Here is a 23,379-nt window from a genome sequence, read left to right as displayed (position 1 = left end):
CGCGGGGCGCGGTGCGCGCCTGAGACCCCCGCGCTACGCCCCGTACAGCTCCAGCACCTGCGCGCCCACGCGCTCGATGTCGAACTGGCGCACGTGCTCGGCCTGCTCGGCGTGGAGCGACTCGCGCAGGTCCGGGTCGGCCACCAGGGCCTCGAGCGCCCGCGCGAACGCGGCCGTGTCCCGCGCGTCCACGCTCGCCTCGGGCCGCGACCCGATCACGGACAGGTAGCCGGGGTTCGCCCCGGCCAGCACCACGCCCGCGCCCGACGCCATCGCCTCGACGAGGACGATCCCGAAGCTCTCGCCCCCGGTCGCGGGGAACACGGCGACGTCCGCGGAGGCGTAGAAGGCGGCCTTGTCCGCCTCGTCCACGAAGCCCACGAGCGCGACGTTGTCGAGGCCCGCGTCATCGATCGCGGCCTCGATCCGCTCGGACAGCGGCCCCTTGCCGCCGATGCGTACCTCGACCCGCTCGAGCAGGTCCGTGCGCATCGCGTCCAGCGCGGCGATGAGCTCCAGCACGCCCTTGCGCTCGACCAGCCGGCCCAGGAAGGCGACGACGAGCCGCCGGTCCGCGGCACCGACGCCCCCAGCCCCGGCCCCGGCGCCGGCGCCGGGCGACGCCCCCACCCGCGCGGCCGCCGCATCGGCCCCCGCCTTCGCGAACCCGGCCACGTCCACCGGGCACGGGATCACCCGGGCCTCGATCCCGAACGCCTCGCGCGCGAACACGCGCGCCGGCTCGGACACGGCGCACCACGCGTCGAACATCGCCAGCGACCGGCGCAGCACCCCGCCGAGCGCGTGCGTGCCCAGCGCGGCCACGTGGGAGTCGGGAAGGATGTGGAAGGTCCCCACGATCCTCACGCGGTCCTTGAGCAGCGCACGCGCCTCCTCGACCACGCGCGCCGCGAACAGCGGCGAGTACGGCGTCTGGACGTGGATGACGTCGTAGGCCTCGCGCGCGAGCAACTTGCGGATCGCGTAGCGGGACGTGGGCAGCGGGATGCGCAGGTCGTTGCCGTTGAAGCGCACGCCCACGTTCCGCGCGAGCGAGTGCACCGTGACGTCCTCGCGGGCGCCGGCCGAGGAGCACAGCACGTGCACCTCGTGCCCGCCGCGTCGCAGGAAGGCGGCGAGCGTCAGCACGTACTGCTGGACCCCGTCCGGTCGATCGATCGAGTCGTCCAGCACCAGTGCGATCTTCATTCAGGACCCCGCGTACGTGTGGAGGCCCTGGAAGAACAGGTTCACCACGGTGAAGTTCATGATCAGCGCGACGAAGCCCGCGATCGCGAGCCACGCGCTGCGGCGGCCCGCCCAGCCCTGGGTGGTGCGCGCGTGGAGGTACGCGGCGTAGACGACCCAGATGACGAAGCTCCAGACCTCCTTGGGGTCCCAGCCCCAGTACCGGCCCCACGCGTCCTCCGCCCACATGGCGCCGCTCATCACGGTGAAGGTCCACAGCACGAACCCCACGGCATTGAGGCGGAAGGACAGACCCTCGAGCACGGTCGCGCCCGGCACCGCCTCGAGGAACCGCGCCCGCGCGCCCCGCCAGCGCGTGCCCCGGTCGCGCGAGTCGCGCATGAGCTGCAGCACGCTCGCCACGAACGCCACCGTGAAGATGCCGGTCGAGATCACGGCGATGGACACGTGGATCGCGATCCAGAAGCTCTGCAGCGCGGGCGGCAGCGGGTTGACCTCCGCGTAGAGGACCGCGAGCGCGAGGCCCACGGAGATGGCCGCGAGGCCCACCACGCCGGTCTGCAGGAACGCCACGTCGCGCCGGCGCTGGATGATCAGCAGCACGGCGACCGCGAAGAACGCGCCCGAGATCGTGTACTCGTACATGTTGGTCCACGGCAGGTGCCCGGCGTCGATCCCGCGCGCGGTCACGCCCACGGCGTGCAGCAGCGCGCCCACCAGGGTGGTCGAGCGGGCGATGCCCGCGGCCCGGGACGATGCTCGGGCCGGGGACGATGCGCCGCCCGCCTCGGTCGTCGCCTCCCCGGGGGCACCGGGCGCCCCCGCCGCCACGGCGGCCCTGGCGCGCACGCGCGCGTCGGCGACGCGCGCGAGGTTGATCGCCGAGGCGACCATCGCGATCGCGTACAGCGCGGTGGCGCCCCACAGGGCCATCACGCTCAGGTCGGTCACGTTCATGCCGGATCCCTCTCCCCTGCCTCATCGCCGGTGGCCGCGGCCAGGACGCGGGCGCGCACGGGGGCGGCCCCCGCATCGTGCCCGGGGGCGTACCCGGCGACGGTCACCACAGTAGTGCCGCCCTCCTCGCGCGCGACCACCCAGACCTTGCGGCGCGAGGCGAACAGCGAGACCGACAGCCCCGCGAGCGCGAGCAGCGCCGCGACCAGCAGCCACGGCAGCGACGGGTCCGCGCGCAGGTCGAGCGCGACGAACCGCGGCAGCTCCTCGAACGTCACCGTGCCCAGCCCGTCGGGCAGCTCGACCGTGTCGCCCAGCGCGAGCCGCAGCGTCACCGGCTGGCCGTCCTCGCCGCGCAGGGGGCTCAGCTGCGACTCGTCGAGCCGGTAGGCGTTCTGCGGGATGCCCGCGTCGAGCCCCAGGTCGCCCTCGTAGCCCAGCATCATGATGACCGGGTTGGCCGGATCCGGGTGCACGGAGGCGATGGCGAAGGGGCCCTCGACCGCGCTCGGGTACAGCGTCGCCTTGAAGCCCAGCTGCGGGCCCGTCGACACGTCCGGCACCTTGAGGACGCCCTGCGAGGTGTACGCCGCATCCGTGGGCAGGAACACCACCGGACCCGAGGAGGCCACCTCGCCGGCGCCGTCGCGGACCGTCAGCACCGGCGCGTAGCCGTTGCCCTGCAGGTAGATCTTGGCGCCGTCGACCTCGAGCGGCCGGTTGACCTCGATGGTCGAGGCCTCGCCGTCCTCGCCGGGGCGCGCGAGCGTCACCTGCGCGGCGAAGCTCAGCGGGCGGCCCGTGTCGTCGAACGCCGAGTCGAAGCGGTCGAGCCGCAGCATGAACGGCTCCAGGTCCGCCTCGTCGAACAGCGCGCCCGAGTCGAACGTGTCGTAGGCGACCACCGCGTTGGTGAACGAGCGGCCCTCGACGATGATCGCCTGCCCCCGGAACGTCAGCAACTCCCCCGCGGCCATCGCGACCAGGACCCCCACGAGCGCCGCGTGGAACACCAGGTTGCCCAGCTCGCGCAGGTGCCCGGTCTCCGCGGCCAGCGCCACGGCGCCGTCGCGCTCGTCGACCCGCACGCGCGTGCCGCCGAGCGCGCCCCAGGCGCCCCCGCGCGGACGGAGGGTGGCGCGCGCGGCGGCCACCGCATCGGCCGGGGTGAGGGGGGACGATGCGCTGGTGGGCTCATAGCGGTCCAGCCGGCTGGGCGCGGCGGCGACGGGGGCGCGCAGCTCGCGGGCGTGCGCAACGGCGCGCGGCGCGATGCAGCCGATGAGCGAGGCGAACAGCAGCAGGTAGATCGCGGTGAACCACGCCGAGCCGAACACGTCGAGGAAGCCCGTCGCGTCGAGCAGCGGCCCCCAGAAGGGGTTCGCGGCGACGAAGGCGTTCGCGGCGGCCGCGTCCTGCGGCCACTGCGGCAGGATCGAGCCGGGGATCGCGGCGAGGGCGAGCAGGAGCAGCAGGAGGAGCGCGACGCGCATCGAGGTGACCTGCCGCCACACCCACCGCAGCCAGCCGCGCACGCCCAGCCGCGGCGCGTCGGCGACCGCGTAGTTGTCGAGCCTCACACCGCCACCCAGAAGCCGTCGATCCACCCCTGCAGCTCGGCGGTGAGCCGCTCCCACAGCCCGGTCACCAGCAGCGTGCCCAGCACGATGAGCAGCAGCCCGCCCACCCGCATGAGCGCGAGGCGGTGCCGGCGCAGCCACCCGAGCACGCCCTTGGAGCGCTCGAACCACAGCGCGAGCAGCAGGAACGGCAACCCCAGGCCCAGGCAGTAGGCGGCGGCCAGGAGCGCGCCGCGGCCCTGGGTGGCCTCGGACAGCCCCAGCGTGAAGACGGCGGCCAGGGTGGGGCCGATGCACGGGGTCCAGCCGAGCCCGAACGCCACCCCGAGCACGGGGGCGCCGGCGAGGCCAGCGCGCGGGCTCACGTGGAGGCGCTTCTCGCCCTGGAGGAAGGGCATGGCGCCCATGAAGGCGAAGCCCAGCAGGATGATGACGACGCCGAGCACGCGCGTGATGACGCTGAGGTACGGCGCGAGGCTCGCCCCGAGCGACGAGGCGAGGAAGCCGAGCGTGACGAACACCGCGGAGAAGCCGAGCACGAACAGCGCCGCGCCCGCGAGCAGCCGCGGACGCGTGGTCTTGCCGGTGCCGCCCGCGCCGGCCATGCCGGAGACGTAGCCCAGGTACCCGGGCACCAGCGGGACCACGCACGGGGAGGCGAAGCTCACCAGCCCCGCGAGCACCGCGACCGGGAGGGCCGCGAGCATGGACCCGGACAGGGCGATGCCGGCGAAGTCCGCACCCATCAGGCGTCTCGCGCGAGGGCGTCGTCGACCAGCGCGGCCAGGGTGGAGGCCTCCGCGCGGCCGATGACGCGGGCGTACAGCCGGCCCTCGGTGTCGAGCACCAGCGTGGTGGGCACCGCGTTCATGGCGACCACGCCCTGGAGCGCGGCGGTCGCCGCGCCGTCCGCGTCGTCGATGCTGGGGTACTCGACGGCGAAGGTGCGGTCGAACGCGAGCGCGGTCGGGGCGTCGTCGCGGCCGTTGACGCCGATCACCTGGACGTCGTCACGCGCGTCGAGCTCGACCAGGTCGGGGGCCTCGGCGCGGCACGGCGGGCAGGACGCGTACCAGGTGTTGACCAGCACCACCTGGCCGCGGTGGTCGGCCACGTCGACGGGCTCGCCGGCGAAGGACGTGCCCGCGAGCGCGAGCGGCTCGCCGTCGTCCGCGATGATCGACACGGTCCCGTCACCCGAGACGTAGCCCGGCGAGTCGGCCGCGTCCGGCGGGGCGCACGCCACCAGCCAGAGCACGACGGCGACGACGATGGCGGCGAGGATCGCGAGGCGTGCGGTCCGCGTCACCGGGGCGCCTCGACGGCCGTCTCTCCGTAGCCCTCGAAGCGGATGCGGCCGTCGGTGATGTCGAAGGCCGTGAGCGAGGCGAGGGCGCACTGGCGCTGGCGCGGGTCGTGAAGGAACGAGCGTCCCTGCGCGGCGCAGCGGGCCACCCAGATGGGCAGCTGGTGACTCACGAGCACCGAGGTCGAGTCGGGGTTGGCCTTCGCGGCGGCGTAGATCGCGCCGCCCATGCGGCGCGCGATGTCCTTGTACGGCTCTCCCCAGGACGGCGCCCACGGGTTGCGCAGGTCCCACCAGCGCTGGGGGTTGAGGAAGTCGCGAGGCTTGGGCAGCGGCTGGCCCTCGTACATGTTGCCGGCCTCGATGAGCCGGTCGTCGGTGGCGAGCTCGTGGCCGAACTCGTCCGCGATGGGCTGCGCCGTCTGCTGCGCCCGCAGCAGCGGGGAGGCCACCACCCGGCCCACGTCCTCGCCGGACGACCGCAGGAAGGTGGCCGCCGCATCGGCCATCGCGCGCCCCTCCTCGGAGAGGCGGAACTCGGGCAGGCGGCCGTAGAGGACGCCTTCGGGGTTGTGGACGTGACCGTGGCGAAGCAGGAGGACGCGGGGCATGGGCCTATTGTCCCGCCTCAGACGAGCGCGGCGCGCAGCCGGTCGGGGTCGATCCTCCAGAAGCCCACGACCTCGCCGTCGACGGTGGCGACGGGGACCTGGTCGGTGAAGCGCTCCTTGGTCGCCGGGTCCGCGTCGACGTCGAACTCCGCCCACTCCTGCCCGAGCGCCGCGCAGGTGCTCGCGACCACCTCGCGGGCCGGTTCGCACAGGTGGCAGCCGGAACGGGTGTACAGGCGGACGCGCGCGGTCATGCCCGTCAGCATAGAAGGGCCGGGACCTCGCCTGGGTACAGTGTGGAGGTGACCTCCGACGCGCATCGCAAGAGCGGCCGGACGGCCGCATTCTTCGATGTCGACAACACGGTGGTCCGGGGCGCGAGCGCGTTCCACCTGGCCCGCGGCCTGTGGCAGCGCGACTACTTCACCTTCAGCGACATCGTGCGCTTCGGGTGGGCGACCGCGAACTACACGCTCTTCGGCGAGTCGAAGGAGCAGCTCGACCACGTGCGCGAGCACGGCCTCGAGATCATCAAGGGCTGGTCCGTCGCGGAGATGACCGCGGTGGGCGAGGAGGTCTACGACGAGCTGCTCGCCATGCGGATCTTCCCCGGCACCAAGGCGATCATCGACTCCCACCTGGCCCGCGGCCACGAGGTGTGGCTGGTCACCGCGAGCCCCATCGAGATCGGCCGCATGATCGCCCGCCGCCTGGGCGCCACCGGCGCGCTGGGCACCGAGGCCGAGCACGTGGGCGGCTACTACACCGGCAAGCTCAACGGCGGATTCCTTCACGGCGACCTCAAGGCGACGCGCATCCGCGAGCTGGCCGAGCGAACCGGAATCGACCTGGCGCGCAGCCACGCCTACGGCGACTCCCTCAACGACGTCCCCATGCTCGAGGCGGTGGGCAAGCCCTGCCCCATCAATCCCGACCCCCGCATGCGCAAGCTCGCGCGCGACCGCGGCTGGCCCGTGCGCGAATTCCGCAAGCGCAGCAAGTCCGGCCGGCGCGGCATCGTCAAGTCCTCGATCACGGGCGCCGCCTGGGTCACCATCCAGGTGGGACGCGGCATCCGCGCCGCGATCCGCACCGCGCTGCGCCTCCCGCGCCGCCGCGGCCACGCCGACGAGTCGAAGGACCTCTGAAGGCCGGCCGCAGCGGCCGACCCGACTCCTCTCCCGGCGGCACCCCTGCTCCGGCGCCCGGACCGGCCTTCGCGGGCATGGCGCGAGGCCGCGCCTGCGGTGCCGGGCCCCGCGGCCGCCGACGCTTGCGCTCTTGACAAATCGGACATAACGCGAAGCATGGAGGGATCGGAAACGTGCGGGCGACCGCATGGGCAACGGGGGGGAGCCGGCCATGGACGGAGTTGTGGGAGCAGCGGGAGGAATGGAGGGCGCTGGCGTCGCGGCCGGCGGTTCCATCGGAAACCCGGCGGAGGAGCCGTGGACGCGGGTCGCGAATCCGCGTCGCGTGACGGTCGCCGAGGACGAGATCCAGGCCCGCCCCGAGGGCGGCCTCGACGGGGCGGCGCGCTCGGCCGCCTGAGCACTGCGTGCGGGCGGTGCGACCCCTCGCGGAGCCGCACCGCCCTCGAGTCCGGTCAGAGGACTCGGCTCAACTCCTCGGCCGCCGCGCGACGCACCGCGTCGCGCGCGCCTTCGGCCGACCTCGCGTTGCGAGCGAGGTCTGCAAGGGCGCGGCACTCGTCGAGATCGTGCACTGACAGCGCAAGCCGCACGGCCGGCACCTTCGACGGCGCCATCGACAGGCTGGAGACTCCCAGCCCGGCGAGCACCAGCGCCATGTAGGGATCGCCGGCGGACTCCCCGCACACCCCGAGCGGCTTGCCGAGGTGCATCGCACCGTCGCATGAGACTGCCACCAGGTCGAGCACCGCGGGCTGCCACGGGTCGAGCAGGTGCGCGAGCGCCCCCTCCATGCGGTCCGCCGCCATGGTGTACTGCGCCAAGTCGTTGGTGCCGATCGAGGCGAAGTCCACCTCGGCCATCATGTGTCGCGACCGTAGCGCCGCGGCGGGCACCTCGACCATCACGCCTGCCTTCTGCAGGCCGTGGGCGCGCACCCGAGCAGCGAACGCTGCGGCCTCGTCGACCGTGGCGACCATGGGGGCCATCACCCTGACGTCCGCGCCGGTGTCCTTCGCAGCGATCGCCAGCGCCTCGAGCTGCGACTCGAGCAGTTCAGGACGCGCCTCGCACAGACGCAGTCCGCGCCGGCCCAGAGCGGGGTTCTCCTCCTCGCCCAGATTCGCGAACGCGAGGGGCTTGTCGGCCCCCGCGTCGAGTGTGCGGACCACCACGCGACGGCCGGGGAAAGGCGCGAGCACCTCGCGGTATACCGCCGCCTGCTCCTCCACGCTCGGCATGGTCTGGGCCGACAGGTACACGAACTCCGTTCGGAACAGCCCGACGCCCTCGACGTCCTGGGCCCCCGCGGCCACCGCATCGTCCACCCCGCCGATGTTGGCGAGCAGCGCGACGGGGTGCCCGTCCTTGGTGCGACCGGGGCCCGACACCGCCGCCAGCGCGGCGCTCAGCGCCTCACGACGCGCGCGCTGCGCATCGATCACCGCCATGTCGGGGTCGAGGATGACCTCACCGCTGTCGCCGTCGACGGCCACGAGCGTGCCCTCTGCGATCGCGGTCGCGCCCGGCAACTGGACCACCGCGGGGATGCCCATCTGAGCGGCCAGGATCGCGGTGTGCGACGTGCGCCCGCCCTCCTCCGTGACGATCGCGACCACCTTCGAGCGGTCGAGCGCTGCCGTCTCTGCGGGGGCGAGGTCCTCAGCGACCAGGACGGACGGTACGGAGAGCGTCGGCACGCCGGGTGCGGGCACACCCAGCACGGCTGCCACCGCGCGACCGCCGACGTCCCGCAGGTCGGTGACTCGCTCGGCGAAGTACCCGCCGAGCGCCTCGAACTGGGCCGCGTACTCCGCGACCGCGTCGGCGATCGCGTTGGCCGGGCCCTTGCCCGCCCTCACCTGGGCGCCGGCCGCCTTGGCAAGTCCCGTGTCCCGGGCGATGAGCGCGGTGGCCTTGAGGATCGGTGCCGCGTGCGCGTCCGCGCCTGCGGCCCGCGCGTCGAGTTCCTGCGCGACGGACGCCAGTGCGTCGAGCACGTGCGCGGTGGCGGCATCGGTGTCGGCGGGTGCGGGCTCGTCCGCCGGCGGGCGGACCGGCGGTGCGACCTGCACCACCGGTCCGGCCGCCGCGCCCGGGCTCACGCCCAGGCCGGTGGGCATGCGTCCTGACACGTCAGGCCTCCGCGTCGAGGTCGCGCTCGAGCAACTCCACCAAGGAGTCCAACGCCGCGTCGGCGCCGTCGCCCTCGGCCACGAGTCGCACGGGCTCGCCGTGCTTGACGCCGAGCGCCATGACGCCAAGGATGCTCGCCGCGTCGATGAGGTCGGCGTCAGGACGGCCGATCTCGATGGCGAGACCGGTGGCCTGGGCCGCCTCGACGAACAGCGAGGCGGGCCGGGCGTGCAGGCCGACGGACGAGCCGACCTCGACGGTGCGTGTTGCCATGATGAGCGTCCTTCCTAGAGCGTCGCGCCGCGCGAGGCGATGACGTCGGTGTACCAGCGGTAGCTCTCCTTGGGGGTGCGCGCGCCGGTGCCCGCACCCTCATCGTCGAGGTCGACGTGGATGAAGCCGTAGCGCTTCGCCATCTCGCTCGAGGAGCAGCTGACGATGTCGATGGGACCCCACCAGTACCAGCCGACCACGTCGACGCCGTCCGCAATCGCGTCGCGCACGGCCTTGAGGTGGTCGCGCATGTACGCGATGCGGTAGTCATCGCGGATGGTGCCGTCGGGCCCGACCTCGTCGCGGTGACCGAAGCCGTTCTCCGCGATCATGATGGGCACCTGATACCTGTCCCAGTACTCGTTGAGCGCCACGCGGAGCCCGGTCGGGTTGACCTCCCACCCCCACTCGTTGGCCTCGAGGTGCGGGTTCGTGAGGTAGCTGCGCGTCTTCCACGACTCTGCGTCCACCATGCGGGTGAAGTAGTAGGAGAAGGAGAAGAAGTCGGCGGTGCCCGCGGCCAGGTCGTCGAGGTCGCCCGGCTGGGCCGTCACCTCGATGCCGCGGTCCGCAAAGAATCGACGCGCGTAGCCCGGGTACTCGCCGCGCAGCGCGACGTCGGAGAAGAAGTACTCCATCTGGTTCTGCTGCAGGGCAGCGAGCCGGTCCTCGGGACGCGGGGAGGCCGGGTCCTGGTTGCCGTGCGCGAGCATGACACCGAAACGGTACTCGGGGTCGATCTCGCGACCGATGCGGGTGGCCTTGGCGCAGGCCAGGAGCTCGTGGTGGATAGCCTGATACTTCGCCGACCAGAGGTCCTCCACGCGGTCCGCTGCGACACCGAGGTGGTTGAAGGACTCGTGCTTGATGAGGTTGATCTGGTTGACCAGGATCCACCACTTCACCTTGCCTGCGTAGCGGCGGAGGACCACCTCGCAGTACTTGACGAAGAGGTCGACGAGCTCGCGCGAGTGCCAGCCGTCGTATCGCAGCGTGAGGTCCACCGGCATCTCGTAGTGGGACACGGTGATGACCGGCTCCATGCCGTGGGCACGGATCGAGTCGATGAGACGGTCGTAGTACTCGAGCGCCTCCTCGTTGGGCTCGGCGTCGTCGCCATTCGGGAACACGCGGGCCCACGAGATCGACGTGCGGAAGGAGTTCATCCCGGTCCCGGCCATCATTTCGAGGTCGGCGTCGAAGGTGTTGTAGAAGTCGATGCCGTCACGCTTGGGGTAGCGACCGACGGAGTCCTCCATCGCGGCGCGGACCTCGTCCGTCGTGGTCTCGAAGTTGTTGCGCTCGTGCGGGGCGAGCTCTCCGGCGTAGCGGTTGAGGTCGGCCAGGGACCAGCCCTTGCCGCCAACCTGCCAGTTTCCCTCGGCCTGGTTGGCGGCGATTGCACCGCCGAAGAGGAAGGTCTCGGGGAAGGTGCCGGCGGCGGGGTTCGACAGGTTGATCATCGGGCCACCTCCGCAGCGAGAACGGCCTCGACGGCCGCGAGGCGGTCGTGGAGCCCGCGGACCACGGGCACCAGACGGCGCGCGCTCTTGATCTCGGAGTCGGTGGACATCATCGTGTCCTGCGCGTGGCTGAAGAGAACGGGGAAGCCGATCTGGCTGCCCTCGCCGCCCGCCTCGGACTGGATGATGTCGGTGTGCACGGCGTGCGCGGCCTTGAGCTTGGCCTGTGCGGCGTCGAGGCGCTCCTCGGAGAGGTCGAAGTCCGGGACGGCCAGTGCGGCGACTGCCTCCGCGGCGAGCTTTCGGGCGTCGCCCGAGCCGAGCAGGATCTGCATCGACGCGGCGACGATGGGGTCGTTGGTCATGGTGGTGTGTCTCCTTGAGGGGTGGGCGGGCGCCCGTGGCCCGGGCGCCCGTCCGAGGTTGAATCAGGCCGGGGTGGCGACCTGGATGGTGTCTGCGGCCTCGCGACGGGCGGCCTCAGCGGCCTTCTTGCCCTCCTTCGCGGCGAGCTCCGCGGTCTCCTGCTCAACGACCTGACGCTCGTAGGCACGGAAGAACGGGAACCAGATCGCGGTCGCGACCGCGACGATCAGCGCCATCAGCAGGATGCCGGTGATCGCACCCGTGGTGAGCCAGGTGGCGAGGGGGAACGGCGCGTACCACATCTCGAACTGGCGCATCGGGATCGGGGCGAAGTGCACCGTCTTGGTGAAGAACCAGACCAGCGGCGGCAGGATCAGGCCCTGGAGCCACATCGGCACCATGAGCATCGGGTTCCAGGCGATCGCGCCGAACACGACCGGCTCGTTGATGTTGAACACCGCGGGCACCGCCGAGGCCCGGCCCAGCGCCTTGAGGCGCTTGGCACGCGACCGCATGAGCATGATGACGAGCGGCATGGTGCAGCCGATGCCGCCGACCCACAGGTAGGCCGAGTAGACAGTGGCCGAGGTCACCAGGTTCTCCGCGTCGCCGGCCATGTTGGCGGTGATCGCGGCGAGCATCACGGGGTGCGCCACCGGGGTGAGGACCCACGAGCTGATGCCCATCGAGTACAGGAACACGTACAGCATCATCAGCAGGGTGAAGCCCCACGGGGTCTCGATCACGCCTGCGAGCGGCATGAACACGCCGAGCACCATGTTGTAGAGGTCGAAGCCGACGATGTCCACGACGACCCAGCCCGTGGCCACGATGAGGCCGATCGGGATCATCGCGTCGAACCACGCGCGGACGAACTCGGGGATGGCCGAGTCCTCCTTGAAGAACGTGAACTTGCCGAACAGCGACATCACGAGGCCGGTGAACAGACCGGAGAACAGCGCGACGAACATGCCGCCGGCACCGAGCGCCGAGTGGCCGAAGCCGACCTCGCCGTCGGCGATCACCTGCGGGGTGATGATGACGAGGAAGAGCGACAGGCCCGTGAGCCCGGCGATGAGACGCTGCTTGCGCAGGCGCTTCTTCTCCATCAGGTTGAACGGCACCAGGAAGGAGACGAACAGCGAGATGAGCCCCATGGTCCAGCCGAACGGGGTCCAGAAGCTCGGCAGCGACGGGAAGTAGTCGTTGAGGATGGCCAGCATCACGAAGACCGAGCCGACCAGGATGAACGGCAGGATCTGCATGATGGAGTCGCGGACCGAGACGACCCACACGTTGGTGTTGACCTTCGTCATGCGGGGAGCGAACTCCGTCTCGAGCCAAGAGACGACCTTGTTCATGATGCGGGGACCCCCGTCTCCGCGAGCATGTGGGCGAGCGCCTGCTCGCCGTCGAGCGTCGCGTAGTACGCGGGCTTCATCAGGATGACGGTGACGGGGTTGTCACCGATGTACTCGTCGACCTCGTCGACGATGTAGGCCAGGTGCGGGCCCACCATGAGGACGTCGATGTCCTCGACGTAGTTCTCGATCTCGCTCTCGCTGCGGGCGATGACGCTGACGTCCATGCCCTGCGCGGTCGCGGCCTTGCGAATGTTCGCCGCCATGAAACCGCTGCTGGCGCCTGATCCGCAGACCAGCAAAACTCGCGTGGTGCTCATCGGAGCTCCTCTCCGCGGCGCACGTCTTCGTGCCCCGCGTCCGGTCCCGCCATCTTGTCGGCGGGAGCTTGCCGTGGACCCACCCTCGCGGTTGCGCAAGCCCTTTCGACAGGCAACGGGGTTCCGCGGCCGCGGAATTGATCACCGCCGCACACGGCTTCCGCGGTCGCGGAAGCCCGCGCCGCCCCAAACCGCTTCCGCGACGGCGGAAATCGGGACCTTCGCCCCCAACTGGCCGCATCGCGCCCTCGGATACTCGGTAATTCCGTTCGATCGAAGGACAACGATGACCATCGACCGCCGCGAGGCACTGCTCCGTGAGTTGCGCCACGCCTCCGCGCCCGTGCCCGGGGCCGTGCTGGCCACCGCGCTCGAGGTGACCAGCCGCACCATCCGCCAGGACGTCAAGGCGCTCAACGCGCGCGCCGGCACCACGATGGTGCAGGCCTCCCACCAGGGCTACACCCTCGATATCGCCATGTACCAGCGATATCGATCGCGCCAGGGGCACGGTCGCCGCCGGATCGACACCCCGCGCCAGCGCCTGTGCTTCATCGCGCGCGAGGTGGTCGCGGCGCCCGAGGGCGTGTCGGTGGACGACCTCACTCAGCGCCTCGCGGTGAGCTTCGAAACGATCGAGGCGGACCTCACGCGGGTCCGCGAACTCTTCGTCATCCACGACCTGCGCCTGCGGCGCGACCGGAGCACCGTGCGCGTCGAAGGTAGCGAGCGCAACAAGCGGCGCCTGGTGCGCCAGGTGCTGCTCGACGCCGCCGAAGGCGCCAACCCGGCGGCGCTGCACGCCTTCGAGCAGGACTATCCCGACCTCGACGTGCGCGCCCTGCGCCGCAGCACCCGCGCGGCGTTGGCGGCATGCGACCTCAACGTCAACGAGTACGCGCTCAACGATCTGGTGATCCACCTGGTGATCGCCGCCGACCGGGTGCGGGCCGGCCACACGATCGACAGCATCTCCGGGCATACGGGGGCGCAGGCCCCCGCGCTCGACGGCGTGGTCGAGGCGATCGAGACGATGTGCGGCACCACGCTGCCCCCCGAGGAACGCGCACTGCTCTGCGACATCATCGTCGCGCGCTTCGGCGACTCCGAGAGCCCCGATACCACGACCGAAGTGCGGCAATTGGTGCACGATTCGATGCGCGTCGTCTCCGAGTACTACGGCCTCGAGGTCGCGGACGAGCGCAGCCTCAGCGGGCTGAGCCTGCACGTGCAGACACTGCTGTCCCGTGCACGCACCGGGCGCGGTCTGCGCAACCCGCTGGGCGGGGCGTTCAAGTCGATGCACCCGCTCCTCCACGAGATGGCGCTGCTGTTCGCCAGCGCGCTCGAGGCGCGGGCGGGCGTCCAGATCCGCGGCGGCGAGGTTGACTTCCTCTCCTTCCATTTGGGCACGCTCTTCCAGCGCGAGCTCGAGCGCGGACCCATGGTGCGGGTGTCCTGCGTGGTGCCGCAGTACCACGACCTCCACACGGAGGCCGCGCGGCGGCTGCGTGAGGCGACCGCCGATGCCGCGGTGGTCGAGGACATCATCACCGCTCTCGACCATGACTGGTCCCAGGTCACGACGGACCTGGTGGTCTCGGCCGTCGACCTGGGTCCGGACGTCGCCGCCCCGGTGGTCCGCGTGAGCCCCTTCATGAGCGCGGATGACATTGCGCGCGTGCGCAGCGCCATCGCTTCCGAGCGCGCCCGCATCTCCAAGCAGCAGTTGCGCTCGCAGGTGCTGTCGCTCGTCGACCCGGCCCTGTTCCACGCGGTCGAGCGCGCGGGCTCCCGGGAGGAGGCACTCGAGCGCATGTGCGCCACGATGCACCGCGAAGGGTACGTCGACGAGGCCTTCATCGACGATGTGCTCGACCGCGAGCGCCGCTCGTCCACGGCGTTCGGCCCGCAGTTCGCTGTGCCACACTCCCTGCTCCACAACGCCCGAGCGACAGGCATCTCCGTGATGGTGGCGGACCGGGCGATGCCGTGGGGCGACGCGTCGGTGCGCCTGGTGGTCCTGTTGGCCGTCAGCCCCGACCAGCGCGCCGTCTTCCGGACGGTTCTCGACCAGCTGATCGGTGTGTTGAACGACCCCGCGAGCGTGTCCGCCCTGCTGTCAGGCGCCCGCTGCTACGCGAGCTTCGTCCGCACGCTCGGCGGTCTGCTCGACCGCTGACGGCGACCACCAGCCGGCCTGCCTGATCAGGGTGGCAGCCAGCGCTGCACCCAGGATTGGTCCGACCAACGACGGGGCCGCGACAGCCAGCTCCGAACTCAGGACCGCGGATCCAAACTGGCGGGCGGGGCTCAACACACCACCGGTCCACTGGCCGAGCGCTACTAGCTGGACCGCGACGAAGACGCCGATCACCACCGAGACCGGGACGCGCGGCAGGCGCGCGACAGTCCATGCGACCGCCAACACCAGCACTCCGCCCACGCCGGCCTCCACCGCCAGCACCGTGGCGCCAGCAACCGATGCCGCGGGCCGAATGAGTGCATAGCCGATCTCAGCCACCTCCCCACCGGTCGCCACGTCCGCGAGCCACGTGCCGAGCACCGAGCCCAGCAACTGGGCGCCGACGTAGGGCAGCACGCGCTCGCGCGGGCACAGCCCCAGGATCCACAGCGGCACGGTGATCGCCGGATTGACATGACCACCGCTGTACCGGCCTGGTCGCGACTCGATGACGACCCAGAGCAGCACCCCCACCACGATTCCGATCAGTGCGAGGCTGCCTACGGTGGACTCTGGTCGAGGACCCAACGGAGTGCCGAACACGTAGCGCACGGCGAGGACGACCAGGAAGATCAGCGCGGTGGTGAGCAACAGCTCCACCAGAGCGGGCAGCGCCACCCGCTCTGGCAGAACACGCGCAACTGCGACGCGGACACGGTTCAGGATCATGAACCCCATTCGACCGGCGCTCCGGCGCGCTGGACAGGCGAGCCGCTTCCGCGCCCGCGGAACGCGAGTGCGCGACCGGCGCATCGTCCCTGGAAAGGCAGAAGGCCCGCACCGTCCGGGGACGATGCGGGCCTCGCGAGGGCGTTTCGCCCTTACTTCTTGTTGCGGCGCTGGTGACGCGTCTTACGAAGCAGCTTGCGGTGCTTCTTCTTCGACATGCGCTTGCGACGCTTCTTGATGACAGAACCCACGGGACCTACCTCATTCGATGACAGTTGCTGCGGAGCGTGACGAGCACGCCGACGTCCAGATCGCGCTGGACGCGACAGACAGCCGCCTAGCCTACCGTGCCGGTCGCCTGCTCGTCATCTTCGTGATAACGGACCCCCGCCATGGCGGCCTGCTCCATGAAGTGCTCGACGGCCTGCTGGGGCACGCGGAAGGACCGTCCGAAGCGCACCGCGGGCAGTTCGCCCGCGTGAATCCACCGGTAGACGGTCATGCGGGACACACGCACCATCTGGGCCACCTCGTTCACCGTCATGAACGAGGTGCGCTGCGGGCTGTCTGCCATGTGTGTTGTCCCTTCGATGCGTCCTGCCCTGTCATCGGCCGGATGCATTCCCCACTGTAGGTGCTGGAGTGACAGTTGTGAAGTGTGCGACACGTGACGATGATGGGGGGTGGGGACCCCGTCCGGGCTCCCGGCCACCCCGCGCCCCGGCGCGGCGATGAAGGAGACCGATGCCCGTCCTGCGTGCCGCGCGTGAGCGCGCGAGGGAGTGGTTCGACCGCGTGGGGCTGCAGTCCCCCGCGCGCCTCGCCCTCGGCGCGTTCGGCCTGGTCACCCTGTTCTTCGCGGGCCTCCTGTCGCTCCCCCAGGCCACCCAGTCGGGTGTGCGCGCGCCGTTCATCGACGCGCTCTTCACCGCGACCTCCGCGGTGTGCGTGACCGGCCTGGTCACGGTCGACACGGGCTCGTACTGGTCGGGGTTCGGCCAGGGCGTCATCCTGTTCGCCATCAAGGTGGGCGGCCTGGGCATCATGACGCTCGCGTCGCTGCTGGGGCTCGCGGTCTCGCGGCGCATCGGCCTCACGCAGCGCATCCTCGCGGCCGGCGAGGCGCGCGCGACCGGCCTGGGCGACGTGCGCCAGCTGCTGCGCACCATCATCATCGTGTCCACGGCGACCGAGCTGTCGATCGCGTTCGTGCTGTTCTGGCGGCTCCTCGCCCATCACGAGCACCTCCCCACCGCGATCTGGCACGCGATCTTCTACGGGATCTCCGCGTTCAACAACGCCGGATTCGTGCCCGACCCCAACGGCATCATCCCGTTCGCCTCGGACCCGCTGTTCCGCGCGCCCATCGCGCTGGGCGTGTTCATCGGCGGCCTGGGCTTCCCCGTCTACCTCAACCTCCTGCGGTCGTGGCGCCACCCGCGCGAGTGGTCGCTGCACACGAAGCTCACGCTCGTCATGGTGGGCCTGCTGTCCGTGATCTCCGCGGGCATGCTCGCGCTGTTCGAGTGGAACAACCCCGCGACGCTGGGCCAATACCATCACGCGACCAAGGTGTGGCAGACGCTCTTCGTGTCGATCAACCAGCGCTCCGGCGGGTTCTCGGCGATCGACCACGGTTCCATGCACGAGCACACGTGGCTGCTCGAGGACGTGCTGATGTTCATCGGCGGCGGCTCGGGCGGCACCGCGGGCGGCATCCGCGTCACCACCGTCGCGGTCCTCATCCTCGCGATCTGGGCGGAGGCGCGAGGCCGCCGCGACATCGAGGCGTTCGGCAAGCGCATCGGCACCGAGGTGCTGCGCCTCGCCGTCGCGGTGACGGTCATCTCGCTGGCGTTCGTGATCCTGGGCTCGGGCATCATGCTCGCGCAGACCACGGACGTGTTCCTGCCGTATCGGCCGGGCACCATCGGGCTGAGGCTCGACGAGGTGCTGTTCGAGGTGGTCTCCGCGTACGCCACGTGCGGCCTGTCCACGGGCATCACGTCGCATCTGCCGGCCGACGCCAAGCTCACCTTGACCATACTGATGTTCGTGGGACGCCTCGGGTCGGTCACGATCGCCGCGGCCCTCGCGCTCAACCGTCAGCGGCGCGTGATCCGCTACCCGTCAGAAAGGCCGCTCATTGGCTAGCAACGACTCCCGCACCGGCGTCCTCGTCTTCGGCCTGGGGCGGTTCGGCTCCGCGCTCGCGGACACCCTCGACTCGATGGATATCGAGGTGCTCGCGGTGGAGCGCGACCCGAACCTGGTCGAGTGGTGGTCGCGACGCCTGCCCTGCGTCGAGGCCGACGGCGCCGACCCGCGCGCCCTCGAGCAGATCGGCGCGCAGGACTTCGCCGCGGCCGTGGTGGGCGTGGGCACCTCGCTCGAGGCGTCCGTGCTCATCACCGGAAACCTGGTCGACGCAGGCGTGCCCGAGATCTGGGCCAAGGCCACCTCGACGGAGCACAAGCGCATCCTCGAGCGCATCGGCGCCCACCACGTGGTGCTGCCCGAGGCGGACGCGGGCGCGCGCGTCGCGCACTCCGTGGGCGGCCGCATGCTCGACTACATCGAGATCGAGGACGGCTTCACCATCGTGAAGATGCGCCCGCCCAAGGAGACCCACCACTTCTCGCTCGACAAGCTGGGGCTCGAGGAGAAGTACGGCGTCCACGTGATCGGCGTCAAGGCCCAGGGCCGGGACTTCGAGTACGCGAAGCCGGACACCATCGTGGGCCCCGACGACCTCCTGGTGGTCGCTGGCGAGGGCGAGCTCCTCGAGCGCTTCTCCCAGCGGCCGTAGCGGGGTTCCGGCGCGGCCGGCCTGCCGCGCCCGGCGCCGACCGCCGCCCGGCGCCCGCCGCCGTCCGGGACACTCAGGGCCGCAGATCCGGGGTCTGTGCGCGGTGCGGGACAGTGGGGACCGCGGCCGTTGGGCCACAGCGGTCCTCACTGTCCCGAAGCGCGCGAGAACCGCTTGCTGGCGGTCCACACTGTCCCGGACCGAGCGCGGCGCCACGGCTCAGCTCTCGAGCACGCCCCGCGTGACCGAGTCGCCCGAGTGCGTCGGGTCGCCGTCCGACGGCTCGACGGAGATGTCGACGATGGGGAACGCCGCGACGTCGTAGCCCGCGGGGATCTCGAACTCCTGCGCATCGGCGGTGAGGAAGCCGAGCGACACCATCCCAACGATCTCGGGCTCGATCAGCCACACCTCCAGCGCGCCGCCCTCGGCCGGCGCGTACTCCGTCTCGATGACCAGCACCTCGGTGCCGTCGTCGCGACGCTCGACCCGCGCCTCGCCCACGGACCGCTCCGTGGCAAGATCCGCGAGGCCGGCCTGCGCCACGACGGCCTGCTGGGGCGACGAGTCGCCGCCCGCCATCACGAGCCCCACGCCCACGCCGCCAACGACCACGCCGGCCGCCGCGGCGGCGCCGACGATCCATGGCTTGAACAGGTGGCGGGGCTCGCGGCGCGCGCGCCGCTCGGCGAGAGAGACGGGCTCGGCCCGCAGGATCGCCTCGGGCCGGCGCCCGGTCGCCTCGTCCTGGGCCAGTTCGGCCTGGATCCCCTCCCACACCCGCGCGGGCGGCGCCGCGAGCGGGCCCTCCGCGCCGGCTTCGACCAGCACCTCCTGGAAGGCGCGCAGTTCGGCGACCTCGGCGCGGCAGGCGGCGCAGGACTCGACGTGGGCGGAATCCTCCGCGCCCACCGGGTCGCCGAAGGCGAGCGCGGCGAGCACCTCGTCGTCACAGTGACGCATCGGCGGCCTCCAATCCACGTCGCAATTCGATCAGTGAGCGGCGAAGATGGCTCTTCACCGTGCCGAGCGGCATGTCCATCCGCTCGGAGATCTGCTGGTGCGTGCAGCCCTCGAAGAACGCGAGCTCCACGATCTGATTCCGGGGCGGGCCCAGCCCCTCGACCTCGGCGCGCACCAGGATGCGCTGCGCGTGGCCGTCGAGCGGATCCTCGGCCACCGGTTCGGGTCGCGCGGCGACCGCCTCGACCCGGCGACGCTCGCGCGCCCGGGCATCCAGCGCATCGGCGATGCGCCGGCGCGCGATCCCGACCACCCAGGCGCGGGCCGAACCCCGCTCAGGGTCGTAGCCCTCCCGCGTGCGCCAGGCGGAGACGAAGGTCTGCTGGGTGACGTCCTCGGCCTCGGCGCCGTCGCCCAGCGCGCGCAGCGCGAGCGTGTAGACCAGCCGCGAGGCGGACGCATAGAGCCGCTCGAGCGAGCCCTCCGCGCCGGCGGCGAACTCGTGGTCGAGCGCGCGGTCCTCGGACGGGAATTGCTCCGCCGCCATCCGCACCGCCCTCGTCGCCGTCGTCACGACCATCACCCGGCGCCTCCCTCCGGCGCCGCCCAGACCATGACGTTGTCCTCGTAGTGTTGCGCACCCGCGTCCCAGCGTCCACCACACGTGACGAGCACCAGCCGCGGGTCGCCGTCGCGCGCGAACACCGCCGAGAAGTCCACGTCCGGCTTCGAGGTCTGCTCGACGCGCTCGACGGTGTAGGACCACGTCGCGCCGGAGGCGTCGGTCACGACCACGCGGTCGCCGGGCCGCGCCTCGCGCAGCGCGGCGAACGGGCCCAGCCCGCTCGGGTCGTCCACGTGGGCCGCCACCACCGTGTTCGCGTCGGCGCGCAGGCCGCCGGACGGGTTGCCGCCCAGCCGGAACCAGCCCGCCGTCGCCGCGGTCGCCGGCAGCTCCATCCCTCCGTCCGCGGCGTATCCGACCCCCACGATCTCCATGTCGATCCCCAAGCGCTCGACCTGGAGACGCACCGGCGCGGGCGCCACCTGGACGTCCGTGACGGAGGACGATGCGACGGTCACCTCGGGTGCGCCCGCGCGGGTGGGCGCGGGGAGCGGGGCGTCGGGCGCCGGAGTCGGGGCTTCGGCCGCCGGAGAGGCGACGCCCGGCGCCGCGACCGGCGCCTGCACCTCGACGGAGGCGACGACATCCCCGGCGAGGGCGCCGGAGGGGCCCGCCGTCGCATCGTCCCCGGTCGTGACCGGGGTGCACGCGGCGAGCGCGAGAACCGCAAGGGCGGGGGCGAGGCGCATGGTGACTCCAGGGGACGAAGATGCGGGGCGGTGCGGGGCGCGCCATAGGGGGGAGGGCGCGCCCCGCACCTGGGGTGGTCTCGGACGGATGCGTCAGCGGGTGCGGACCGCGGCCCGGGCGCCGAGGCCCGCCGCCGCGAGCAGACCCAGTCCGAGGGCCACGGCTGCGTACGGGAAGCCCGACGAGGTGTCGGCGAATCCCTGGGTGCCGGCCGCGACGGCGGACGGCGTGGCCGAGTGGACGTCGACGGTCTGGACCGCGAGGTCGAGGTTGCCGGCGTCGGCCGAGCCCCACGCGTAGACGATGGTGTTGACGCCCTCCTGGATGGGGACGTCGGCCGGGCCGAGCACCGGGTTGGAGTCGTCCGCGACGGAGACCGCCGCCTCGATGGTGCCGGCCGCAAGGTCCGTCATCACCTCGTCGGGGTTGGCGAGGTCCTCGAACGCGACCTCGCCGTTGGCCCACACGTCGACCGCGGGGGCCGCGGCGGTGTGGCGGACCGTGAGCCGGCCCTCGCCCGCGGCGGTCTCGGACGTGTCGTTGGTGAAGAGGTTCGCGGTGGGGTCACCCGCCTCGTCCAGGTGCGCGACGGCGGTGTAGTTCATCCCGCCCTCGAGCGGCAGGTCGATGGGGCCGAGCACGGGGGCCGAGTCATCCGTGGCGTCCGCGGCCGTGAGCGCCACGGAGTAGGTGCCGGGCTCGAGCTCGAGCGGACCGGCCAGGTCGCCGGGCGCGAAGTCGTCGAGAGTGAGCTCACCGTTGACGTACACGTCGACCGTGAGGTCAGGGACGCCGTGCAGCACGGAGAGGCTGGCCATGTGGTCGTCGGCGAACGCGGGGGCGGCCGCACCGGCCGCGAGCAGGGTGCCGGCAGCGGCGCCGGCAAGGATCGAGGTGCGCATGATTCCCTCCATTTCCGGCCGCCACCGGGTGCGGCGGGCCTTCATGAGGGACTTCCGACGATGCGCGGGTTCTGGATGCAGGACCGGCGAAGTTTCGCTGTGAGCAGAATTGGGGCTGCGTCTCCCGCGCGCCGCCGTCGCCCGGACTCGCCGGCCTTCCCCGCGCCGGCCTCAGCCAGCCTCCGCCGGACCGGGACACTCAGGACCGCTTCTTGGGCTGACTCGCGCCCTGCGGGACAGTGGAGACCGCCGCCGCCACCCTGCATCGGTCCTCAGCGTCCCGCAGGGCGCAAAGCGGCTTCATTTGCGGTCCACATTGTCCCGGACCGCACGGGGGTGGAGGCCGCACGGGGGTGGAGGCCGCACGGGGGTGGAGGCCGCACGGGCGTGGGGGCCGCACGGGGGTGGGGACCCCACGCGGGCGTCAGCCGAGCAGCGCGATCGCGACGACCTCGCCCACGGGCTCGAGGTCCCCGGCCCAGGGCTCGCGCGTGATGCTGATCGCGGCATCCGTGAGGTCGAGCCCCTCGGGGACGGGGATCTCCGCGTAGGAGGACGCCAGGACTCCGATGCGCTCGTGATGGCCGCCGGTCTCGGTCAGCCACACCACGAGGGAGGCGTCCGGATACTCGGAGAAGGGCCCGCGGATCGACAGCACCCGCCTGCCGCCGTCACGGAGATGCACCTCGAGCTCGCCGACGTCGTCGGTGCCGCCCGTGCGGGGATCCGTCAGCGGGGCCGCGGCGATCACGTCGCGCTCGGGCTCGACCAGCCACTGGGAGACCACGACGGCGAGGCCGGCGAACAGGCCGATGAGGACGAGGCCGACGCCCATGATCATGGTGCGGCGCCGCAATTCGCGCCGCTCGCGGTCGGCGGCCTCCTGGCGCCAGTCGCGCGCCGGCTCGACTACCTCGCCCGAGGCGATGGCCTGGCGCACCCGGTCCTCCAGCGTGGCGCGCGGCGGCACGAGCGCCGCACCGCCGGAGCCGCGGGCGATGCGCCCGCTCAGGTCGTGCAGGCCACGCCACGCCTGCTTGCAGTCGCGGCACTGGGCGATATGCGCGCGATGGTCGTCGGCGGCCGGAATCCGCAACGCCCGCGCGGCGAGCGCCGCCGCAGGCGCGTGCGGGGCGTCGAGCCGCGGGCCGGTCCACAGGGCCAGGAGCGCGTCGACCAGCCGACGGGCGAGCTCCTCCTCCGCGAGGCCGAGCATCAGCGCGAGCTCCTCGCGGTCCTCGCCGCGCACCAGCACGCGCTCGAGCAGTTCGCGATCCTCGGCCGGGAGCCGTTCGAGCGCGGCGGCGAGCAGCAGCCGCTCGGCGGCCTCGGACACGGACTCGACGTCGCTCACCGGAGCGGTCGAGGGCGCGTCGCGGTCGAGCAGCGCGAGCTGCTCCCGCGCGCGCGACTCCAGCGTGGTGCCGATGCGCGTCGCCGCCGCCCCCACGAGGGCCTCGGGCTCGAGCGCTCCGGCGCCCCGCGCATCGTCCCGGGCCGCGGCGACGAAGACGTCGCGCACCAGATCCTCAGCCTCGTCGACCGAGCCGAGCGAGGACAGCCCCAGCGTGTGGACGAGGGGCGCGGAGCGCGCGTACGCGCGCGCGAAACCGGCGTCGTCCATGCACGCCCCCTCTCCGCGACCGATAGGCCAGTCTCTCACGCGGGCGGGCGTGCACACGAGGGCCCTCGGGCCCCGCTCGAGCCCGCAGACGCCGCGCGCCGGGCCGCCCGAAGGCGACC

The 23,379-nt window shown here is 72.0% G+C and carries 26 protein-coding genes; 5 read left to right on the top strand and 21 right to left on the bottom strand.

Annotated elements, in window-relative coordinates:
* Positions 1-33 precede the first annotated feature (33 nt).
* Genes AOM03_RS12255 through AOM03_RS12225 form a run of 7 tightly spaced genes read right to left on the bottom strand, consistent with a single transcriptional unit; the run spans position 34 to position 5,917 of the window.
* Complete coding sequence (locus tag AOM03_RS12255; RefSeq protein WP_062381770.1) at positions 34-1,209, bottom strand: glycosyltransferase family 4 protein; 1,176 nt, start codon at positions 1,207-1,209, stop codon at positions 34-36.
* The gene (gene ccsB / locus AOM03_RS12250) at positions 1,210-2,166 is read right to left on the bottom strand and encodes a c-type cytochrome biogenesis protein CcsB (RefSeq protein ID WP_062381768.1); all 957 of its coding nucleotides are present in this window, start codon (positions 2,164-2,166) and stop codon (positions 1,210-1,212) included. It abuts the gene before it with no gap.
* Positions 2,163-3,746, bottom strand: coding sequence for a cytochrome c biogenesis protein ResB (gene resB, locus AOM03_RS12245; RefSeq protein WP_062381766.1), 1,584 nt, complete (start codon positions 3,744-3,746; stop codon positions 2,163-2,165). Before resB ends, ccsB begins: the two co-directional genes overlap by 4 nt.
* The gene (locus AOM03_RS12240; protein WP_062381764.1) at positions 3,743-4,492 is read right to left on the bottom strand and encodes a cytochrome c biogenesis CcdA family protein; all 750 of its coding nucleotides are present in this window, start codon (positions 4,490-4,492) and stop codon (positions 3,743-3,745) included. The genes resB and AOM03_RS12240 overlap by 4 nt, the downstream gene beginning before the upstream one ends.
* Positions 4,492-5,055, bottom strand: a complete 564-nt coding sequence (locus AOM03_RS12235; protein ID WP_062381763.1) for a TlpA family protein disulfide reductase — start codon at positions 5,053-5,055, stop codon at positions 4,492-4,494. The genes AOM03_RS12240 and AOM03_RS12235 overlap by 1 nt, the downstream gene beginning before the upstream one ends.
* Positions 5,052-5,663, bottom strand: coding sequence for a histidine phosphatase family protein (locus AOM03_RS12230; RefSeq protein ID WP_062381761.1), 612 nt, complete (start codon positions 5,661-5,663; stop codon positions 5,052-5,054). Before AOM03_RS12230 ends, AOM03_RS12235 begins: the two co-directional genes overlap by 4 nt.
* 17 nt (positions 5,664-5,680) lie before the next feature.
* Positions 5,681-5,917, bottom strand: a complete 237-nt coding sequence (locus tag AOM03_RS12225) for a glutaredoxin family protein (RefSeq protein ID WP_062381758.1) — start codon at positions 5,915-5,917, stop codon at positions 5,681-5,683.
* Positions 5,918-5,965: 48 nt separating this feature from the next.
* Here AOM03_RS12225 and AOM03_RS12220 point away from each other — a divergent pair, with 48 nt between their 5' ends.
* Entirely contained in the window at positions 5,966-6,811 is an 846-nt protein-coding gene (locus AOM03_RS12220; RefSeq protein ID WP_062381781.1) for an HAD family hydrolase, read from the top strand.
* A 214-nt stretch (positions 6,812-7,025) separates the two neighbouring features.
* Complete coding sequence (locus AOM03_RS12765; protein ID WP_156157750.1) at positions 7,026-7,214, top strand: hypothetical protein; 189 nt, start codon at positions 7,026-7,028, stop codon at positions 7,212-7,214.
* A gap of 55 nt (positions 7,215-7,269) precedes the next feature.
* Here AOM03_RS12765 and ptsP read toward each other — a convergent pair whose 3' ends face one another.
* From ptsP to AOM03_RS12190, 6 genes are all read right to left on the bottom strand, one after another.
* Positions 7,270-8,937, bottom strand: coding sequence for a phosphoenolpyruvate--protein phosphotransferase (ptsP, locus tag AOM03_RS12215; RefSeq protein WP_062381756.1), 1,668 nt, complete (start codon positions 8,935-8,937; stop codon positions 7,270-7,272).
* Between the two features lie 13 nt (positions 8,938-8,950).
* Positions 8,951-9,223, bottom strand: coding sequence for an HPr family phosphocarrier protein (locus tag AOM03_RS12210; RefSeq protein WP_062381754.1), 273 nt, complete (start codon positions 9,221-9,223; stop codon positions 8,951-8,953).
* Between the two features lie 14 nt (positions 9,224-9,237).
* Positions 9,238-10,686 (bottom strand): glycoside hydrolase family 1 protein, encoded by a 1,449-nt coding sequence (locus AOM03_RS12205; protein WP_062381752.1) that lies wholly within the window; start codon positions 10,684-10,686, stop codon positions 9,238-9,240.
* Positions 10,683-11,051, bottom strand: coding sequence for a PTS lactose/cellobiose transporter subunit IIA (locus tag AOM03_RS12200; protein ID WP_062381751.1), 369 nt, complete (start codon positions 11,049-11,051; stop codon positions 10,683-10,685). The genes AOM03_RS12205 and AOM03_RS12200 overlap by 4 nt, the downstream gene beginning before the upstream one ends.
* Before the next feature lie 63 nt (positions 11,052-11,114).
* Positions 11,115-12,368, bottom strand: coding sequence for a PTS sugar transporter subunit IIC (locus tag AOM03_RS12195; protein ID WP_227589989.1), 1,254 nt, complete (start codon positions 12,366-12,368; stop codon positions 11,115-11,117).
* Between the two features lie 41 nt (positions 12,369-12,409).
* Positions 12,410-12,733: a PTS sugar transporter subunit IIB gene (locus AOM03_RS12190; RefSeq protein WP_062381749.1), complete on the bottom strand. Its 324-nt coding sequence runs from the start codon at positions 12,731-12,733 to the stop codon at positions 12,410-12,412.
* 286 nt (positions 12,734-13,019) lie between these two features.
* Here AOM03_RS12190 and AOM03_RS12185 point away from each other — a divergent pair, with 286 nt between their 5' ends.
* Positions 13,020-14,915 (top strand): BglG family transcription antiterminator, encoded by a 1,896-nt coding sequence (locus AOM03_RS12185; protein ID WP_062381748.1) that lies wholly within the window; start codon positions 13,020-13,022, stop codon positions 14,913-14,915.
* On the opposite strand, the gene AOM03_RS12180 is transcribed toward AOM03_RS12185, so the two are convergent.
* The 3 genes from AOM03_RS12180 to AOM03_RS12175 all read right to left on the bottom strand — a co-directional run bounded on the left by AOM03_RS12180 (position 14,856) and on the right by AOM03_RS12175 (position 16,221).
* Positions 14,856-15,647 carry an aquaporin gene (locus AOM03_RS12180; protein WP_162197286.1) on the bottom strand — a complete coding sequence of 264 codons (792 nt, stop codon included), beginning with the start codon at positions 15,645-15,647 and terminating at the stop codon, positions 14,856-14,858. The two genes, AOM03_RS12185 and AOM03_RS12180, sit on opposite strands and share 60 nt — an antisense overlap.
* 152 nt (positions 15,648-15,799) lie before the next feature.
* Positions 15,800-15,898: a 30S ribosomal protein bS22 gene (locus AOM03_RS12565; RefSeq protein ID WP_005504750.1), complete on the bottom strand. Its 99-nt coding sequence runs from the start codon at positions 15,896-15,898 to the stop codon at positions 15,800-15,802.
* Positions 15,899-15,984: 86 nt separating this feature from the next.
* Positions 15,985-16,221: a helix-turn-helix domain-containing protein gene (locus tag AOM03_RS12175; protein ID WP_062381745.1), complete on the bottom strand. Its 237-nt coding sequence runs from the start codon at positions 16,219-16,221 to the stop codon at positions 15,985-15,987.
* A 170-nt stretch (positions 16,222-16,391) separates the two neighbouring features.
* Between AOM03_RS12175 and AOM03_RS12170 the strand changes: the two genes are divergently transcribed.
* Both AOM03_RS12170 and AOM03_RS12165 read left to right on the top strand, forming a co-directional pair.
* Positions 16,392-17,801, top strand: coding sequence for a TrkH family potassium uptake protein (locus tag AOM03_RS12170; protein WP_062381743.1), 1,410 nt, complete (start codon positions 16,392-16,394; stop codon positions 17,799-17,801).
* Complete coding sequence (locus tag AOM03_RS12165; protein ID WP_062381742.1) at positions 17,794-18,456, top strand: potassium channel family protein; 663 nt, start codon at positions 17,794-17,796, stop codon at positions 18,454-18,456. The genes AOM03_RS12170 and AOM03_RS12165 overlap by 8 nt, the downstream gene beginning before the upstream one ends.
* Positions 18,457-18,675: 219 nt before the next feature.
* On the opposite strand, the gene AOM03_RS12160 is transcribed toward AOM03_RS12165, so the two are convergent.
* From AOM03_RS12160 to AOM03_RS12140, 5 genes are all read right to left on the bottom strand, one after another.
* The gene (locus AOM03_RS12160) at positions 18,676-19,419 is read right to left on the bottom strand and encodes an anti-sigma factor (protein WP_062381740.1); all 744 of its coding nucleotides are present in this window, start codon (positions 19,417-19,419) and stop codon (positions 18,676-18,678) included.
* Positions 19,406-19,999, bottom strand: a complete 594-nt coding sequence (locus AOM03_RS12155; protein WP_062381738.1) for an RNA polymerase sigma factor — start codon at positions 19,997-19,999, stop codon at positions 19,406-19,408. The genes AOM03_RS12160 and AOM03_RS12155 overlap by 14 nt, the downstream gene beginning before the upstream one ends.
* Positions 19,999-20,733 carry a class F sortase gene (locus AOM03_RS12150; protein ID WP_062381736.1) on the bottom strand — a complete coding sequence of 245 codons (735 nt, stop codon included), beginning with the start codon at positions 20,731-20,733 and terminating at the stop codon, positions 19,999-20,001. The genes AOM03_RS12155 and AOM03_RS12150 overlap by 1 nt, the downstream gene beginning before the upstream one ends.
* 93 nt (positions 20,734-20,826) lie before the next feature.
* Entirely contained in the window at positions 20,827-21,636 is an 810-nt protein-coding gene (locus AOM03_RS12145; RefSeq protein WP_062381779.1) for a DUF4397 domain-containing protein, read from the bottom strand.
* A 424-nt stretch (positions 21,637-22,060) separates the two neighbouring features.
* On the bottom strand, positions 22,061-23,260 hold the full coding sequence (locus AOM03_RS12140) for an anti-sigma factor domain-containing protein (protein WP_062381734.1): 1,200 nt from the start codon (positions 23,258-23,260) through the stop codon (positions 22,061-22,063).
* Positions 23,261-23,379 lie beyond the last annotated feature (119 nt).

The organism is Demequina pelophila (assembly GCF_000971175.1).
GTDB classification, from domain to species: Bacteria; Actinomycetota; Actinomycetes; order Actinomycetales; family Demequinaceae; genus Demequina; species Demequina pelophila.
The sequence above is the reverse complement of the archived record's forward strand: the minus strand, read 5'-3'. Positions and strand labels throughout refer to the sequence as shown.

Coding starts and splice junctions, on each gene's coding strand:
- AOM03_RS12155 (WP_062381738.1), bottom strand. CDS start 19,999: ATGGTCGTGACGACGGCGACGAGGGCGGTGCGGATGGCGGCGGAGCAA.
- AOM03_RS12170 (WP_062381743.1), top strand. CDS start 16,392: ATGCCCGTCCTGCGTGCCGCGCGTGAGCGCGCGAGGGAGTGGTTCGAC.
- ptsP (WP_062381756.1), bottom strand. CDS start 8,937: ATGCCCACCGGCCTGGGCGTGAGCCCGGGCGCGGCGGCCGGACCGGTG.
- AOM03_RS12255 (WP_062381770.1), bottom strand. CDS start 1,209: ATGAAGATCGCACTGGTGCTGGACGACTCGATCGATCGACCGGACGGG.
- AOM03_RS12240 (WP_062381764.1), bottom strand. CDS start 4,492: ATGGGTGCGGACTTCGCCGGCATCGCCCTGTCCGGGTCCATGCTCGCG.
- AOM03_RS12185 (WP_062381748.1), top strand. CDS start 13,020: ATGACCATCGACCGCCGCGAGGCACTGCTCCGTGAGTTGCGCCACGCC.
- ccsB (WP_062381768.1), bottom strand. CDS start 2,166: ATGAACGTGACCGACCTGAGCGTGATGGCCCTGTGGGGCGCCACCGCG.
- AOM03_RS12190 (WP_062381749.1), bottom strand. CDS start 12,733: ATGAGCACCACGCGAGTTTTGCTGGTCTGCGGATCAGGCGCCAGCAGC.
- AOM03_RS12150 (WP_062381736.1), bottom strand. CDS start 20,733: ATGCGCCTCGCCCCCGCCCTTGCGGTTCTCGCGCTCGCCGCGTGCACC.
- AOM03_RS12180 (WP_162197286.1), bottom strand. CDS start 15,647: ATGATCCTGAACCGTGTCCGCGTCGCAGTTGCGCGTGTTCTGCCAGAG.
- AOM03_RS12765 (WP_156157750.1), top strand. CDS start 7,026: ATGGACGGAGTTGTGGGAGCAGCGGGAGGAATGGAGGGCGCTGGCGTC.
- AOM03_RS12140 (WP_062381734.1), bottom strand. CDS start 23,260: ATGGACGACGCCGGTTTCGCGCGCGCGTACGCGCGCTCCGCGCCCCTC.
- AOM03_RS12145 (WP_062381779.1), bottom strand. CDS start 21,636: ATGCGCACCTCGATCCTTGCCGGCGCCGCTGCCGGCACCCTGCTCGCG.
- AOM03_RS12225 (WP_062381758.1), bottom strand. CDS start 5,917: ATGACCGCGCGCGTCCGCCTGTACACCCGTTCCGGCTGCCACCTGTGC.
- AOM03_RS12210 (WP_062381754.1), bottom strand. CDS start 9,223: ATGGCAACACGCACCGTCGAGGTCGGCTCGTCCGTCGGCCTGCACGCC.
- AOM03_RS12175 (WP_062381745.1), bottom strand. CDS start 16,221: ATGGCAGACAGCCCGCAGCGCACCTCGTTCATGACGGTGAACGAGGTG.
- AOM03_RS12230 (WP_062381761.1), bottom strand. CDS start 5,663: ATGCCCCGCGTCCTCCTGCTTCGCCACGGTCACGTCCACAACCCCGAA.
- AOM03_RS12200 (WP_062381751.1), bottom strand. CDS start 11,051: ATGACCAACGACCCCATCGTCGCCGCGTCGATGCAGATCCTGCTCGGC.
- AOM03_RS12160 (WP_062381740.1), bottom strand. CDS start 19,419: ATGCGTCACTGTGACGACGAGGTGCTCGCCGCGCTCGCCTTCGGCGAC.
- AOM03_RS12195 (WP_227589989.1), bottom strand. CDS start 12,368: ATGACGAAGGTCAACACCAACGTGTGGGTCGTCTCGGTCCGCGACTCC.
- AOM03_RS12205 (WP_062381752.1), bottom strand. CDS start 10,686: ATGATCAACCTGTCGAACCCCGCCGCCGGCACCTTCCCCGAGACCTTC.